We start from the raw sequence: 14,763 nt of genomic DNA, 5'->3' as shown, positions 1-14,763 counted from the left end.
TTCAGCAGCGCCCCCTGTGGGTTGTCGGGGCGGGGTGACGTGCCAGCGCCTGTTCGTAGACCTTCATGTAACCCTCCACCATGGCCTCCATGCTGAATGCCGCCTCGGCCCGCGCGCGGGCGGCCTGCCCCTCGCGCTGGCGGCGGTCCGGTTCCTCCAGGTAGGCCTGTATTTGCCGGGCGAGGGCGGCCGGATCCCCGGCGGGGACCAGCGCGCCGGTCTCACCGGGCTGCAGCAGGTCCGGGTTGCCGCCCACCTCGGTGGCGATCACCGGCAGGCCGCAGGCCATGGCCTCGAGGATGGTGTTGCAGATGCCTTCCGCCAGCGAGGGCAGGACGAACAGGTCCATGGCGCGCATGAGCCCGGGCACGTCGTCCCGCGCCCCGGGCAGCCAGGCCTGTTCCGCCACGCCGGCTTCGTCCAGTTGCCGGGCCACCGCGTCGCGCAGTGGGCCATCGCCCACCAGCACCAGGCGGAGCCGGGGGAAGAGCGCCGGTAACCGCTCGCGCAGGTGGATGAACGCCCCGACCAGGTCCTGGGGCGCTTTCACCGCCTGCAGGCGCATCACGCTGCCGATGACGACGCTGTCTTTTGAGGCAAAGCCCTCCGGCAACGGGGTGGCCTCGCCGGGCCCGCGCGGGGCGAACCGGTGGGTATCCACGCCGTTGCAGACGTGGTGCAGGCGATCGTGCCCGATGCCAATGGCCTCGGACAGGTAGGCCAGCTGGTGGCGGGACAGGGCGATGTAGTGCCCCACCAGCGGCCGCGCCATGCGCCGCATCAGCCGGTGCTTGGCCCGGGAGCCGTCCAGGTCACCCACGTCCCAGCCGTGCTCGCCGTGGATGCGCGTCCGCACCCCGGCCGCCGCCGCCGTGGCCTGCGCCTCCAGGGTGGCCAGGTTGCGGGTGTGGACGATAGCGGGCTGGAGCTCCCGCAGCAGGCGGCGCAGCCGCCAGTGCACGCCCACGTCCTTGCCTTCGCGCTTGTGCAGCGCGTAAAGGCCCACATCGGCGCGCCGGATGCGCTGGCTGAAGTCGGTGTAATCGGTCATGCAGATGATGGCGTGGCGGTAATGCGCCGCGGGCATGTGGTTGATCAGGTTCACCAGCCCGTTCTCCATGCCACCCACGTCCAACCGATGGATGACATGGGCGACCAGCGGGCGCTGGTCGGTCCCGTCCGTGGCGGCGATGGGTGGTGCGATGCTCATCGGCGGGTCACCTCTTCGAGCAGCGACAGCAATTGGGGCATAGCCGCCTGCGCGTAGGCCTCCATGGCCGCCTCGGCCTGTGCCGGGTCGTCGCCCCTTTCCGCATAAATCACCACCAGGGCGGCGTCATCGCGCCCGCCCAGCAGGCGGTTGAGGGCCTCGCGCGCCTTCACCTCGTGGCCACTGGTGGTCAGCCGGCCATCCACCCAGTACCAGCGCCAGGCGATGAGCTCGCGCTCGTCCCCGTCACCACCGGAGAGCAGTACGCGGTCGCCCCGTCGGTCTACGCCCGGTACCGCCACGCGCCCCCCGCCCCGCTGCTGCCAGTCATCGCGGTGACGGCCGGCGAGGGTGTTTGCCCACCCCACCATGTTGCCGTGCCGGAACTGGGCACGGTAATAGCCGATGTGCAGGCCAACGGCCTGGTCCTCCCCCTCCTGGGTGGCCAGACCGTTGCGGCTGGCACGGGCGTTCAGGTAGCCCGGTGTCCAGGGCGGCGGGGCAGCTGTCTCCTCCGCGGCCTGCCAGCCCTCGGGCAGCAACGGGCCGCTGCCCAGGCCCTCCACCTCGCCCAGGTCGCGCTGGTTCATCCAGCCGGCGTAAAGGGGGCCGCTGGCCACCAGCAGCAGGGCGAGCAGCGTGGTGGTCGCCATCCGAGAACCGGAGGGCGGCACCGACGCAGCCGCGGCGGGGCGGGGTTTCGGCGGCAGGTGGTCCTCCCGCCAGAAGGCCCCGATCAAGAACATCAGGAAAATGACCACGCCGAAGAAGATCCAGCCGTAGATCAGGTGGTCCACGCCGGCCGCCAGGCGCATGTCGCTCAGGTGGCCGATCATCACGATCCCGTAGGCGCGCAGCCAGTTGGCAACGATGGGCACCAGGATGGCGATGGCGACGAACAGCAGGCGGCGCTTCCAGCTGCGGTACATCAGGTGGGCGAACAGGGTGCCCAGCGCCAGGGAGGCGATCAGGTAGCGCACCCCGCTGCAGGCGGCCACCACCGACCAACGCCCGGTGGGCAGTTCGAAGAAAAGCCCGTCCCGGTAGACCGGCACGCCGGTCAGGCGTATCGCGCCAACGGTGAAGTCGGCGGTCCAGATCATCATCGGCTCGACCATGAACTCGCCGAAGGGCACGGCGAACAGCAGGTAGGCCAGCGGGAACTGCAGCCGGCGTGTGATCTGCGTGCCCAGGATGAGCCAGGTGAGCGCCGGCACCATGAGCACCGCGGCGAACTGGCGTACCGAGATCACGTCCACCAGCTCGCCCATCACCCAGGCGACCGTGAGCAGGCCCAGGGGGATGAGCGCCAACAGGCAGGGCTGCGGCTGCAGTCGGGCCAGCTCATGGCGGAGCCGGAAGACCAGGAAGAGGACGATGGGGAGGATCAGGTACCCGTGGGTGAAGGTCTCCGAGCGGTCCCAGATGGCCACCATGGAGGCGAAGGTGCCCTGGAAGGCGATCAGCAGGGTCAGCAGGGCCACGCCCATGGCCGCCAATGCCCGGGGCCATCCCGGGCCCAGGCTCATGCTGATGGGCCGTGGTTGGGGCCACTCAGCGGCCATGGGGCACCTCGTCGGCCAGCGGGGCTGCGGGATGAGCCGCGGCGGGAGCGGGTTGGTTCAAAAGGGTGTCCAGTTGCGCCAGGTTGCGGGTCCAGTCGTAGTCAGCGAGCACCCGGGCGCGGGCGGCTTCGCCCAGGCCCGGACGGGGGGCTTGCAGTTGGGCGGCCACGCAAGCCGCGAAGGCCTCTGCCTCGTCATCGGCCAGCAACAGGTCCTCGCCCGGGCGCGCGGTGAGCCCCTCCAGGGCCTGCGGAGTAGCCACCACCGGCTGTCCCAGGGCCATGGCCTCCAGCACCTTGTTTTGCACGCCGCGGGCAATGCGCAGAGGGGCCACGGTAATGGCGGCATGCTGGATCCAGGGGCGGACGTCATCCACAAAGCCGGTGACCGTCACGCCGTCACGCTGCGCCAGTTCGCGGACTTGCGGTGCGGGCCGGCTGCCCACCACGTGGAACTGCAGTTCCGGGATCTCCGCCTGCAACCGCGGCAGGATGGCCTCGGCGAACCAGCAGGCGGCGTCCACGTTGGGCCAGTAGTCCATGGCGCCGGTCAGCACAACGGTGCGGGTGCCCGGGGCGTAGGGCGAGGGGCGCGCCGGGTCGGGGGCGAAGAACCCGGCATCGACGCCGTTGTTCAGGGCATGCACCCTGTCGGCACTCTCCGGCGCAAAACCGCGAAAGCTTTCCGCCTCCGCCGGTGACACGAACAGGCTGGCGTGGCTGTTGGCGGCCAGCTGGCGTTCGTAGTCCAGCAGTCGCCGGCCCTCGCGGCGGTAGACGGCACTCATGGGCCAGCGTTTGCTGGCGGCGTACTGGGTCCACTTGTCGGAGTCCACGTCCACGAAGTCCACCACCCGCAGCAGGGTGTCGGCGCCCTCGGGCAGGTACTGGCCCATCGCCGAGGAAAAGACCAGGGCGCGGCGGATGTCGTGGCCGGCCAGGGTCTCGTCGACCCAGGCCTGCAGGTGGCGGTCCCGGTACCAGGGCAGGGTCAGCGGCTGTCCGGTGACCAGCCCGGTCAGAGCCCGCAACCGCGCCTGCCGCCCGGACAGGGGGCGGGCGCAGACGCTGGCGCACAGCCGTTCCAGCTCCGGGACGTGGCCCTGGTCCGCCGGGTCGTCCACGAAGGTGCCCAGGTGGACCCGGTAGCGCGTCGCCAGGTGTCGCAAGATGTGGTACGAGCGGATCTTGTCGCCCTTGTTCGGCGGCCAGGGGATGCGATGGACCAGATAGAGCACGTCTTCCATGGCGTCACCCCAGGTTGCGGACCACGTAGGGGCCGATGAGGTTGGCCACCGGCAGCGGCAGGCGCTGCCACCAGCGGATCAGACGCTGGTACTTGGGGTTCAGGGGATTGTGGTCCGGCACCGCGTCCCCCTGGTGAAGCTCGAACTCGTAGTGCAACGGCTCCGGCTCGAACCCCCAGTTTTTCTTGAAGCTGAACGAGCCGGTATCCCGCTTGCTGCGACCGAAATCGAACAGCCGGTAGCCCGACTCGCAGGCCCGGCGCATCAGCTCCCAGTACATGAAATCGTAGCCGGCCACCTCGCGCGCCCGCGGGGTGCCGCCGCCGTAGTAGGGCAGGACCTCGTCGCGGAAATAGAAGCTGAGCACGCTGGCGACCGGTTCCCCTTCATCGCTCACGGTGAGGAACTCGCAGTCCTCCCCGAAGACGTCTTTCAGTATCCGGAAGTAGTGGCGACTGAACACCGGGGTGCCGAGCCGGTGCACGTTGCCTGAGTAGACGGGGAAGAAGCGCTGCTCGTCCCGGTCCACCCCGCTGACCAACCCGGCCTTGATGCCCTTGCGCACCATCCGCCGTTGCTTACGGGGGATGGCCTGCATGTTGGCCTCCACCTCCGGCTCGATGGGTTTGCGGAAGGTGACGTAGAGGTCCTTGCTGGGCCAGTCGCTGTGGAAGGGCTGACGGTGCCGGTACTCCAGGTGGTCTACCCGCTGCTCCGCGGCCTCGGCCCGCGCCGCCTCGTCCAGGGTCCGGGCCGCGGCGTCGTCCTCGGCCAGGATGCCGCCGTAAACGCAGAAGGGCAGCGAGACCAGGGCGTGGCCGAAGAGCAGGCTCTTTACCCGGGCCAATGGCAGTACGCCGACGATCTGCCCGTCGCGCTCCGCGTACAGGAACAGCGTGGGGTGGCCGAACGCGCGCTGGATCACCTCCGCCCAGCCGGCCCGGTGGAAAAAGGTGGCCTCGGGGTGGGCGGTGACGTAATCGTCCCAGCGCCGGCGGTCGGCCGGCTCCAGCGTGCGAACCTCGATCGGGGGGTGTTGCTCGGGCGCCGTCGTCATGGCCAATGCTCCTTCAGGCCAGGCCCGGCGCAGTGGCCGGCGCCTCGGGGTGTGACGGGGCTTGCTGCAGGGCGCTGGCAAAGACCCGGTCCATCCGGTCCCATTGGAAGTCGGCCAGCAGGCGCTCCAGCCGAGCCTCCATGCGGTGGAGGTTCAGGTAGTGGCGGAATCGGGTCTTGAGACCGATGCCCGGGATGCGGGGTTGGCCGGGGTCGATCTCCCACGGGTGAAAATAGAAGACCGCCGGTTGTGCATCGGCGCGGTTGATCCGCCGCAGGGCCTGCCGGGAAGCGGCATAGGGCAACAGCCGGAAGTAGCCGCCGCCGGCGGCAGGCAGGTTGCGCCCGGCCAGCGACAGCGTGGCCGGGGGAACCTCCAGGATGCCACCCTCACCGGTCGGCCGGTGAGGATGGCGGGGTGCCTCCGGCATGCCGTAATGGTCATGGTGTACCGGGTAGATGCTGGAACTGTAGCGGTGGCCCGTTCGGGCCAGCAGGTCCAGCGCCCACAGGTTGCTGCGACCGATGGAGAAGCTGGGTGCCCGGTAGCCGTGCACGGCCACACCGCCCACGTCCTCAAGCAGGCCCTTGGCCCGGGTGATATCCGCGTGGAAGGCGTCCGGGTCCAGATCGGACACCCGTTCGTGGCCGTAGCCGTGGCTCGCCAGTTCGTGGCCGCAATCGACGATACGCCGCACTGCCCCGGGGTAACGTTCGGCGATCCAGCCCAGGGTAAAAAAGGTGCCTCGGGCGCCGTGGCGGTCGAACAGCGCGAGGATGCGGTCCAGGTTTCGCTCCACCCGGCATTGGCGCGCCGACCAGCTCTCCCGCGGGATATGCGGCGCCAGTGCCGAGACCTGGAAGTAATCCTCCACGTCCACGGTCATGGCGTTTATCACGCCCCCTATTCGGCGGTTTGCCCTGGCCTGTCCCTGCTCAGTAGTCATCGTCTTGCGGACCCGGGTTGCGGTTCTGGTTATCGCGCATGGCGGCGAGAATCTGGCGGCTGAGCTTGAAGTTGTAGACCAGGTAGCGCTCGATGCGGTGCAGGCGCTTGTCCATTTGGTAAAGCTCGTCCTCCCGGTCATCCAGCCCGGGCAGGTCCATGCCGTTCAGGCCTTCGGAGGTGCCGGCGCCATTGGCGGCGCGGGGAGAGGCCGTTGCCGGGCTGCCCCCGCCCAGGTCCTCCTCCAGCTCTTTGATGACGGTCTCCGCCTGCTCGCGGCTCAGTGTGCCGCGCTCCTCCAGAAAGCCCATCAGGAACAGGCGGTCGCAGAAGGTGTTGACCCGGCGCGGGATGCCGCCGGTGTACTGGTGGATGACCGGCCAGATGTCCTCCTCGAAGCGGGGGTGGTCGTCCCAACCCACCTGGGCCAGGCGGTGCTCGATGTAGGCGCGGGTGTCCACCTCGTCCATGGGGCCCAGGTGGTAGGTGGCGATCACCCGCTGGCGAAGCTGCTGCATGGTCTCGCTGCGCAGGATGCCGCGGAACTCGGGCTGACCGAGCAGGAAGCTCTGCAGCAGCGGGCCGTCCTCGCCCTGGAAGTTGGAGAGCATGCGCAGCTCTTCCACCGCGTCGTTACCCAGGTTCTGGGCCTCGTCCACCACCAGCAGGGCGCGCTGGCCGCGGGCTCGGGTCTGCAGCAGGAACTGCTCCAGCCGGCGCAGCTGGCCGGCCTTGTCCTCCGGGGCGTCCTCCAGGCCGTAGGCCAGGCAGACCGAGCGCAACAGGTTCCTGGCATCCAGCTGGGTGCTGACCAGCTGGGCGGCCACCAGCGGCTTGCCGGTGAGGCTGCGGAACAGGTTGCGCACCAGCGTGGTCTTGCCCGCGCCCACCTCGCCGGTAATGACGATGAAGCCCTCCTCCAGCTGCACGCCGTACTCCAGGTAGGCCATGGCGCGCCGGTGACCCTTGCTGCCGTAGAAAAAGCGCGGGTCGGGGCTGAGGGCGAAGGGCCGGGCCTGCAGGCGGTAGAACTCCTCGTACATGCCTCAGAATTCCTTGGTGAGGGTGGCGATGACCGCGTTTTCCCGGTACTCGTTGGCGCGTTCGTTGGACTCGCGCTGCTGGTGCCGGTAGGCGAGCGTGGCCCGGGCGCTGGGGGTGAGGTCGCGGCCTACGGATGCCCTGATGTTCCAGTAGTCATCCTGACGATCCTCTTGCGTGTCCGAGCGAAAATCAGTGCGGACAAAGCTGGTGCTCAACGTGGAGTCTGTCCGAGGCCCCCAACTCCAGGTCCAGGCCGCAGTGCCCCCGCGGGTCTCCCGGTCATCATCGAAAAGGCCGAGCCCCGTCTCGGCCTCTGCTTCGCGCCGGGTATGAAAGCCAGTCACGCGAAACGTGCTACGGCCTGTCTGGTACTGCCAGGCGCCCCGCCACGACTGAACAAAAAAGTAGTTCTCGATCAGCGCTTCGTCCTCCAGACCGAACAGGCCCATAACGGCATCGAACCCGAACAGGTCAATCGCCTGTTGGAAGCCCTCGTCGGCCAGGAGTTCGTCCACCGAGTCGAAGCCAGCCATGTTGGCCATTTCCTGCAACCTGGGCCCGGCCCGTCCGCGGGTCGAGGTAATGGATTCCGAATAACTGAGCCTGTAGCTGGCCCGACGACTGGCGTGAGTGGCTGCCAGCGAACGCGTCTTGCCGAAAAACCGCTCGCCATAGCGCCCCTCGATACTGGTCGCCCGGGTGGGCGTCCAAGTGGCACCGACCTCCCAGAAGGTGTCGTCCACGTCATCGCGTGCGCTCAGGTAGTCGTTGAATTCCTGGCCCCCGACGACAAAGGCTTGGAAAAAGCGGCTGAACCGGTACCCGGCGGTGGCGGACACGCTGCCGAACTGGCCACTCCCTCCGTCATCGAAGCGTTCATCTTCATAATCGCCGGCGAGCTGCCAGAAGGGGCGGTTGAAGGCCGGACCGCTGTCCAGCCGGTACGAGGCGCTATGAACGTGGCTGCCGCCTCGGCCGCTGCGGTGGTAACGCACCTCGTCGTACCCATACCGGATCTCCTGCTGGGCGAAACGCCCATAGCGGGTGCGCAGGTAGGGGCTGATGCCGTAGCGCGTGGTCTCCTGCAGGTTGTCCCGCGGGGTTGTGTCACCGACGCCCACCGGACCGAGCAGTGAAGCGGCGCCTTGTGTCCGCGAGGCGTTGGCATCCACGAAGAAGGTTTCCGGGACCAGTTCCGTGGTGCCCCGGGCAAACAGCCGGTGGGTGCTGCGGTCCTCGCGCGAGTCATCCAGGTAGAAGCGGTTGTTCCAGCTGTAGTTGACGTTGACGGTGGTCCGCGCGCCCTCTCCGCGCAGGGTGAAGCCGGGCGTGACCTGGCCGATCAGGTCGCTGCTCTCATCGCCGCGTGGGGCCAGGCGGGCGTTGTCGGTAATCTCCGCGCCCAGGGTGACGCGGGGGGTGAGGGTCCAGTTCAGGTTGTCCGCCGCGACCGGCACTGACACCGAGGTCAGCGCTACGCCCAGCGCGATATGCTGCCAACCTGTTGTCTTTACCCGCCGGTGTGGCGTCCCTGTCCGCACCCTATTGACCATACGTACTGCTCCCGTAGCTGCCCCGGGCGTAGTAGCCCCCATAGCCGCCCATGCCCGGCAGGCGCGTGGACTTGTTCAGGGTGGTCAGCACTACATCGCAACTCTGCAGCTGTTCCATGGCCCGTTCCACCGAGCTGCGCGGGGTGCGCTCCGCCTCCACCACCATGATGATCTGCCCCATGTGGGTGGCCAGCACCCCCGGCTCACTGGTGGCGAGCAGCGGCGGGGAGTCGAACAGGATGATGCGGTCCTCGTAGCGGGTGTTCAGATCGTGCAGCAGTTGCACCATCGCCTGGCTGGCCAGCACCTCCGTGGACCGGCCGTGCGGCCGCCCTGCCGGGATGACGCTGAGGTTGGGGATGTTGGTGCGCAGCAGTACGTCAGGGATGTCGATGTCCGGCTCGGTCAGCACATCCATCAGGCCGCGGTCGCAATCAATACCCAGGGCGTGGGGGATGGCCGGGCGCGCCACGTCGGCGTCCACCACCAGCACGGTGCGGTCCACCTCCAGGGCCATGCTGAGCGCCAGGTTGAGGGTGCAGAACGTTTTGCCCTCCCCCGGCATGGAGCTGGTGATCATGACCAGCCGCCCATTGGGCACGCGCATGGCGCTGTTGCGGCCAAAGGCATTGTCCAGGATCGGCCGCTTCATGATCCGGAACTCTTCGGTCAGCCCGGTGCGTTCGTCGTGCGGCACGATGATCCCCTGCTTGCGCAGCCAGGCGAAGTCCATGTTGACCTTCTGCGAGTGCCGGACTGGGGGCGCCGTCTCGGCCACCGTGGGTGATGTCGGCGGCTCTGCTGACCGGGTAGCGGGGGTCGGGTCCGTCCCCAGCGCGCTCCGCGCCTCGGCTCCGGTTGCCTCCCCGGTTTGCCCGGGGACCTCCGCTTCATCTTCCTGTTGCCCTTTGTGGGCGCGGCTCTTGTCCAGTGCTTTTTCAATTATACTCACGTTACAGGAACCCCCTACCCGGAGAAGTAGACGCCCAGGGCCAGTGCAAAGGCGATCAACAGCCCTGCCGTCGCGGCCGCAAAGACCAGTAGCTCGGTCAGTCGCCGCCGCCGTCGCAGCGGTGTGTAAACCCGCGATACCTGCCCCAGTACCGGTCGACCGGTCAGCTCCGAGAGCTGCGCGCGGTTGTTCACGGTGCCGCGCAGCTGCGCCAGCAGGAAGGCGAACCCGGTCCCTGCGCCCAGGCCCAGGATCAGCACCATGCTGGCCAGTGCCGGCCGGTTCGGTGACGCGGGGCTCTCCGGCATGCGCGGCGGCTCCAGCACCCGGAAGTCCACCGAGTCGGTCTGGGTTTCCACCTCGCCGGACATGATGGCGCGCTCCCGGGTGCTTAGCAGCCGGTTGTAGCTGTCGCGGAGCACGTCGTAGTCGCGGGTCAGTGCGGTGTGTTCGGACTCCACCGCCGGGACGCGGTCCACGTTCTCTTCCAGCCGTGCAACCCGCCGCTCATACTCCTGCACCCGCTCCCGCAGGGAGGCGGCACGGCTCTCGGCCTCGGCCAGCGCCAGCTGCAAGGGGTTCTGCGATTGCCCGGCGTTGCCGAGCACGCTGGCCCCCGATGCGCTGAACTCCTGTGCTTCGGTCTCCTGTTGTTCACGGAGCTCACTCAGGACCCGGCGGGTGGAGATGACATCGGGGTGCTGGTCGGTGTAGCGCTGGCGCAGGCTGTCCAGGTCGCTTTCCAGTCGGTTGATGCGCTGATTCAGCTCGGGGTTCTGGTAGCTGGTCACGGGCTCGCCGCTCTGACGCGATTCAGCCATGCGGCGCTCGAAGGTCTCGACCTGCCGCTGCGCCTCGCGCTGCTCCAGTTTCGCCTGCTCCAGCCGCTCGCGGGCCTGTTCCAGGCGGCTGTAAAAGTTGCCGCCGCTACTCAGGTAGGCGGCGTTGTCGCGCTTGAACTGCTCGATCTCCGCCTCTTTTTCTTCCAGTTGCTCCCGGTAGCTCTCGATCTGGCGCTCGATGAACTGCTGGGAACTGGTCAGGTCCAGGCGCGAGCTGCCCAGCCCCTGTTCCATGAACAGGTTAACGGTCTCCTGGACCACCCGGTAGGAGACCTCGGGGTTTCCGTGCCGGAAGGAGATGTTGAAGATATTGTCCCCGCGCCGCGACTCATCCAGTGACAGGCGACTGCGCAGCATGCCCACCTGGGCATCCAGGTTGTCGTTGCCGGTGAGCACGTCAAGGTCGCTGGCGCGGGCGATCTCCTCGAGGTTGTCGCGGCTGAGCAGGGTGCGGGTCATCATGCGCAGCCGCTGCTCGGTGTCCGGTCGCACCGTCATGCCGCGCAACAACGGGTCGAGCACAGACTGGGTGTTGACGAACACCCGCGCGGACGACTGATAAGTGTCCGGGATCTGTTGGACGTAGGCCCAGCCACCGAGGCAGATCAGCCACGCGATGGGCAGTATCCACCAGCGCCGGCGCCAGGTGGCCCGGGCGTGCTGAAGGAACTCCTGGTAGAGCTTTTCCATTGCTGCTTCAAACCCCTGCCGGTGCGCTTGACCGGCGTGAAAACTCAATTGGCGCCCGTCGGGGATGGGGCGACTCCTGTCACTCATTCAAGCATAAAAATCTCGTTCTGCTCGGTCGAGCCAAACCGTTATTTACCCGTGATGCCGCTGGCGCGTCGCCCGGGCGGGGTGGCTCCAACGGCAGATGTCAGGCGAATTTACATATCCCGTGCGCCCGCCTTCCGCAGTATCACCAGCCAGATATTAAAGTTGCTTTTTTTCAATTGGTTGTGGGTTGGGGCCTGATACTTGCTTGGTGGGGTTCGCACTGCCGGTGCGAGGATGCTGGAGGTCAAGGGGGTCCAGGAATGAATGCAGAGGAACTGGCTGAGGAGTTGGCCGATTTTTGGGCTTCCGCGCTAAAGGAACGGGACTGGTCCGGCAGGCTGGAGTTGATGAACCGGATTCACGAGCAACTGTACAAGGACATGGAGGATGAGGGGACCTATCGGCGTGTTTCGCCCCTGTTCGTCGCGGCGGCCATCGGCCGGCTGGGGGCACCGCAGGTTGTCTCTGACGCCCAGGCCGAAATCTATGCCCAGTCCGGCGATCCGGACCACAGGGCAGCAGCGAGGCTCTGGTCGCAGTTCGGGCGCGCCGGGCGGGCAGGTTCAGCGGGCCCGGCGCCATCGGAGCGGCGGCAGGCGCCGAGGCGCCTGGTCGATGAGCCCAGCTTGGTCTGGATTGGCGAGCACACCATCGCCTGTCGGCTGGTGGACCTCTCTGCCGATGGTGCCCGGGTGGCGGCATTTGGCCCGGGTTTGCAGGCCGGCCTGCGCGTCAAGCTGGCGATGCCGGATGGCGAGGTGCGCTGGGCCGAGGTGGTCCATGCCAATAATGCGAGCGCTGGCCTCCGCTTCGCGGCGTAATCCGGGCAGCGGATGTGCCGGGTCTGCTTGAGAACGCTACCGCGAGTGTGAGTGAACACGCGGAGTACCGGATGGATCCGGGTGGTTGCTTGCTACGCTGTGCGCCTTATGCCCCTGTTTTTGTTTGTTTTATAAATGGGGCTCAGGGATTAATCTTGCGCGCTGCGATGTTTTGGCTGTCAACCACAGGGGGGGACGGCCATCGGGTTGGACGTTGACCGGCCATGGATGCGAGGCCGCACGCATGGGCCCGGTGGACGCTGCACGATGTCTGAAGACAAATATCAGGTTGTTGTCGCTGACTGTAGCGAATCACGACGCGAGCATTTTCGCATCCGTTACCGTGTGTTCTGCCAGGAAACCGGCTTTGAACCCTCCGAATACCATCCGGATGGGCTGGAGCGGGATATCCACGATAACCAGGCAGTGCACTTCCTGGCAGGGCGGGTGGGCCCTGATGGAGAGGATTGCGAGTGGTTGGGCACCATGCGGCTGATCAGGCCCGAGCCGCTGCCGCTGCCGCTGCAACAACTCATCGCCACCGAGCCCGGCTCTGACGATGGCAACGCGACGCCCACCTTCAGGCGTGGTGCGGTTGAGGTGTCCCGCCTGATCGTACGGCCACAGGGCCGCCGCGCCTGCTCCCAGTCGCTCATGTACATGCTCTGCCGGGCCGCGTGGGCCTATGCTATGAAAGAGGGCGTGGAGCAGCTTTACTTCATGGTCAGGCCGGGGCTGGCGCGCGTCCTTCGCAGTCGCGGCCTGCCGCTGGAGGTCTTTGCGCCCCCGGTAGAGCACCGCGGGCTCAGATTGCCCTGCCGGGTGGAGACAGCAGCGCTGGGGCTGGGGCTACGGGCCTGGCGAAGCCGTTTGTCCACGGCGTTGCCGGTGACCCCGTTCGTCAGCCATGCGGCCATGGTGGAGGCGAGGGATGTTTTGCCCGAGCCCGCCATGCCCTATGGGGGGCTTGCGACGCACCCGGCGTGACAGCGTGGTGATCATGCCCGGCTTGGGCGCGTCCTGATGGGGAGGGACGGGATATGGCAGATGCACCGTTGGCGGAGGCCTTCGACACCTATTTCAGCTACAGCCTGGTACGGGGCGACGAGCGCAACGAGATTCATCGCCTTCGTTACGAGGTCTATTGTCGGGAATTTGGCTTCGAGAAGGATGAGGACTGCCCGGGGGGGCTGGAGCGGGACGAGTTCGATGACGCCTCCTGGCACGGCCTGCTGCGCCACCGCGGCAGTGGTACGGCTGCGGGTTGTGTGCGGGTAGTGCCCGCCGATACCGGTCCGGAGGGTGGGTTGCCCATAGAAAAACATTGCCGGGAGAGTTTCTTTCACCCGGAGTTGCGCCCCGACCTGCTGGATCGTGCTCACGTCTGCGAGGTTTCCCGGTTGGCAGTTCACGGCGTGTTCCGGCGCCGTAAGGGCGAATCCAAGACGCCCTTGGGTGATGTGGATGGCCTGGATATTCCCGCCGAGCAGTACCGCACGTTCCCGCTGATGGCGGTCAGCCTGTTCATGGCGGCCACCGCCCTCACCGGGCTCACCGAGAAGCACCACGTCTTCGCCATGATGGAACCCCGCCTGGCACGCCTTCTGGGGCGAAGTGGGCTGACGTTCACCCAAGTGGGAAACGTCCAGGATTACCACGGACTCCGTGCCGCCTTCTATATTCACAGGGATGACGCCGTCAGCGGACTCCAGCAGTCGGCCATGCTCCGGCACCTGTACCAGCGTGCCCTGGAGCAGTTGGGGGCAGGCTTCCACGCTGCCAGTCCGGCCTGACCGATCAAGGCCAAAATCTGAGGAGTCACCCGAATGGGGGGGTTCGACTACCGCACAGCCTTCACCCGTAATGTGGGCTGGGTGACCGAGAAAGAACTTGAGGTGTTGCGTGGTGCAAGGGTAGCCATTGCCGGGCTTGGCGGGGTGGGTGGTGCGCACCTGCTGACCTTGGCACGCCTGGGTATTGGTGCCTTCAACATCTCCGACTTCGACGTCTTCGAATTGCACAACATGAACCGCCAGGTGGGGGCGAGCATGCGCCACCTGGGGGAGCCCAAGGCCCGGGTGCTGGCCGCCATGGCGCAGGACATCAACCCTGAGTTGGATATGCGGGTGTTTCCTGATGGGGTGCGTGAGGGCAATCTGACCGAATTTCTCGAAGGCGTGGATGTCTACGTGGATGGGCTGGACTTCTTTGCCTTCGAGGCACGGCGGCAGGTGTTCGCCGCCGTGGCGCGAGCGGGCATTCCCGCGGTTACCGTGGCTCCGCTGGGTATGGGGGCCGCGTTGCTCAACTTCCACCCGGAGCGGATGAGCTTCGACGCCTACTTTGACCTGCGCGATGGCTTGTCCGACGAGGACCTGGCGCTGCGTTTCATGATGGGCCTGGCACCGGCCATGCTCCACATGGGCTACCTTGCCGACCCCGACGCGGTGGACCTGGGCCGCCAGCGGGGGCCATCTACCCCCATGGCGTGCGACCTTTGTGCCGGCGTCATGGGCACCGAGGTGTTGAAGCTATTGCTGAACCGGGGGCGCGTGGTCTGGGCGCCGCGCGGGGTGCATTTCGATGCCTACCGCCAGCGACTGGCCCACACTTGGCGCCCCGGGGGCAACCGCAACCCCCTGCAACGGGTGTTGATCGCCATTGCACGGCGCAGGTTGGCCCGCCTGAGGCTGGCCCGACAGCCCCTTCAGAGTGGAGGAGACGGATGACAAACAGGGTTTACGGCCGACT

The 14,763-nt window shown here is 67.1% G+C and carries 13 protein-coding genes; 4 read left to right on the top strand and 9 right to left on the bottom strand.

What is annotated here, in order from left to right; all coding sequences use genetic code 11:
- Position 1 precedes the first annotated feature (1 nt).
- Genes DFR31_RS07755 through DFR31_RS07715 form a run of 9 tightly spaced genes read right to left on the bottom strand, consistent with a single transcriptional unit; the run spans position 2 to position 11,104 of the window.
- A complete protein-coding gene (locus tag DFR31_RS07755; RefSeq protein ID WP_121442018.1) occupies positions 2-1,210 on the bottom strand; it encodes a TIGR03088 family PEP-CTERM/XrtA system glycosyltransferase in 1,209 nt (402 codons plus the stop codon).
- Positions 1,207-2,775 carry an exosortase A gene (gene xrtA / locus DFR31_RS07750; protein ID WP_121442017.1) on the bottom strand — a complete coding sequence of 523 codons (1,569 nt, stop codon included), beginning with the start codon at positions 2,773-2,775 and terminating at the stop codon, positions 1,207-1,209. Before xrtA ends, DFR31_RS07755 begins: the two co-directional genes overlap by 4 nt.
- Entirely contained in the window at positions 2,765-4,021 is a 1,257-nt protein-coding gene (locus DFR31_RS07745) for a TIGR03087 family PEP-CTERM/XrtA system glycosyltransferase (RefSeq protein ID WP_121442016.1), read from the bottom strand. The genes xrtA and DFR31_RS07745 overlap by 11 nt, the downstream gene beginning before the upstream one ends.
- Positions 4,022-4,025: 4 nt before the next feature.
- On the bottom strand, positions 4,026-5,078 hold the full coding sequence (locus DFR31_RS07740; RefSeq protein ID WP_121442015.1) for a FemAB family XrtA/PEP-CTERM system-associated protein: 1,053 nt from the start codon (positions 5,076-5,078) through the stop codon (positions 4,026-4,028).
- A 13-nt stretch (positions 5,079-5,091) separates the two neighbouring features.
- Positions 5,092-6,024, bottom strand: coding sequence for an XrtA system polysaccharide deacetylase (locus DFR31_RS07735; protein WP_121442014.1), 933 nt, complete (start codon positions 6,022-6,024; stop codon positions 5,092-5,094).
- Positions 6,014-7,066: an XrtA/PEP-CTERM system-associated ATPase gene (locus DFR31_RS07730; protein ID WP_121442013.1), complete on the bottom strand. Its 1,053-nt coding sequence runs from the start codon at positions 7,064-7,066 to the stop codon at positions 6,014-6,016. The genes DFR31_RS07735 and DFR31_RS07730 overlap by 11 nt, the downstream gene beginning before the upstream one ends.
- Before the next feature lie 3 nt (positions 7,067-7,069).
- On the bottom strand, positions 7,070-8,620 hold the full coding sequence (locus DFR31_RS07725; RefSeq protein ID WP_121442012.1) for a TIGR03016 family PEP-CTERM system-associated outer membrane protein: 1,551 nt from the start codon (positions 8,618-8,620) through the stop codon (positions 7,070-7,072).
- The gene (locus DFR31_RS07720) at positions 8,610-9,572 is read right to left on the bottom strand and encodes an XrtA-associated tyrosine autokinase (protein WP_121442011.1); all 963 of its coding nucleotides are present in this window, start codon (positions 9,570-9,572) and stop codon (positions 8,610-8,612) included. The genes DFR31_RS07725 and DFR31_RS07720 overlap by 11 nt, the downstream gene beginning before the upstream one ends.
- Positions 9,573-9,586: 14 nt before the next feature.
- Positions 9,587-11,104: an XrtA system polysaccharide chain length determinant gene (locus DFR31_RS07715; RefSeq protein ID WP_121442010.1), complete on the bottom strand. Its 1,518-nt coding sequence runs from the start codon at positions 11,102-11,104 to the stop codon at positions 9,587-9,589.
- 347 nt (positions 11,105-11,451) lie between these two features.
- Between DFR31_RS07715 and DFR31_RS07710 the strand changes: the two genes are divergently transcribed.
- The 4 genes from DFR31_RS07710 to DFR31_RS07695 all read left to right on the top strand — a co-directional run bounded on the left by DFR31_RS07710 (position 11,452) and on the right by DFR31_RS07695 (position 14,741).
- Positions 11,452-12,012: a PilZ domain-containing protein gene (locus DFR31_RS07710; protein ID WP_121442009.1), complete on the top strand. Its 561-nt coding sequence runs from the start codon at positions 11,452-11,454 to the stop codon at positions 12,010-12,012.
- A gap of 267 nt (positions 12,013-12,279) precedes the next feature.
- Positions 12,280-12,999, top strand: a complete 720-nt coding sequence (locus DFR31_RS07705; protein WP_170153623.1) for a GNAT family N-acyltransferase — start codon at positions 12,280-12,282, stop codon at positions 12,997-12,999.
- 53 nt (positions 13,000-13,052) lie between these two features.
- Positions 13,053-13,805: a PEP-CTERM/exosortase system-associated acyltransferase gene (locus DFR31_RS07700; protein WP_121442007.1), complete on the top strand. Its 753-nt coding sequence runs from the start codon at positions 13,053-13,055 to the stop codon at positions 13,803-13,805.
- A 33-nt stretch (positions 13,806-13,838) separates the two neighbouring features.
- Positions 13,839-14,741, top strand: a complete 903-nt coding sequence (locus DFR31_RS07695) for a ThiF family adenylyltransferase (RefSeq protein WP_121442006.1) — start codon at positions 13,839-13,841, stop codon at positions 14,739-14,741.
- Positions 14,742-14,763: the final 22 nt, after the last annotated feature.

The organism is Alkalispirillum mobile (genome assembly GCF_003664325.1).
Lineage (GTDB): Bacteria > Pseudomonadota > Gammaproteobacteria > Nitrococcales > Halorhodospiraceae > Alkalilimnicola > Alkalilimnicola mobilis.
The sequence above is the reverse complement of the archived record's forward strand: the minus strand, read 5'-3'. Positions and strand labels throughout refer to the sequence as shown.

Coding starts and splice junctions, on each gene's coding strand:
- DFR31_RS07755 (WP_121442018.1), bottom strand. CDS start 1,210: ATGAGCATCGCACCACCCATCGCCGCCACGGACGGGACCGACCAGCGC.
- xrtA (WP_121442017.1), bottom strand. CDS start 2,775: ATGGCCGCTGAGTGGCCCCAACCACGGCCCATCAGCATGAGCCTGGGC.
- DFR31_RS07745 (WP_121442016.1), bottom strand. CDS start 4,021: ATGGAAGACGTGCTCTATCTGGTCCATCGCATCCCCTGGCCGCCGAAC.
- DFR31_RS07740 (WP_121442015.1), bottom strand. CDS start 5,078: ATGACGACGGCGCCCGAGCAACACCCCCCGATCGAGGTTCGCACGCTG.
- DFR31_RS07735 (WP_121442014.1), bottom strand. CDS start 6,024: ATGACTACTGAGCAGGGACAGGCCAGGGCAAACCGCCGAATAGGGGGC.
- DFR31_RS07730 (WP_121442013.1), bottom strand. CDS start 7,066: ATGTACGAGGAGTTCTACCGCCTGCAGGCCCGGCCCTTCGCCCTCAGC.
- DFR31_RS07725 (WP_121442012.1), bottom strand. CDS start 8,620: ATGGTCAATAGGGTGCGGACAGGGACGCCACACCGGCGGGTAAAGACA.
- DFR31_RS07715 (WP_121442010.1), bottom strand. CDS start 11,104: ATGGAAAAGCTCTACCAGGAGTTCCTTCAGCACGCCCGGGCCACCTGG.
- DFR31_RS07710 (WP_121442009.1), top strand. CDS start 11,452: ATGAATGCAGAGGAACTGGCTGAGGAGTTGGCCGATTTTTGGGCTTCC.
- DFR31_RS07705 (WP_170153623.1), top strand. CDS start 12,280: ATGTCTGAAGACAAATATCAGGTTGTTGTCGCTGACTGTAGCGAATCA.
- DFR31_RS07700 (WP_121442007.1), top strand. CDS start 13,053: ATGGCAGATGCACCGTTGGCGGAGGCCTTCGACACCTATTTCAGCTAC.
- DFR31_RS07695 (WP_121442006.1), top strand. CDS start 13,839: ATGGGGGGGTTCGACTACCGCACAGCCTTCACCCGTAATGTGGGCTGG.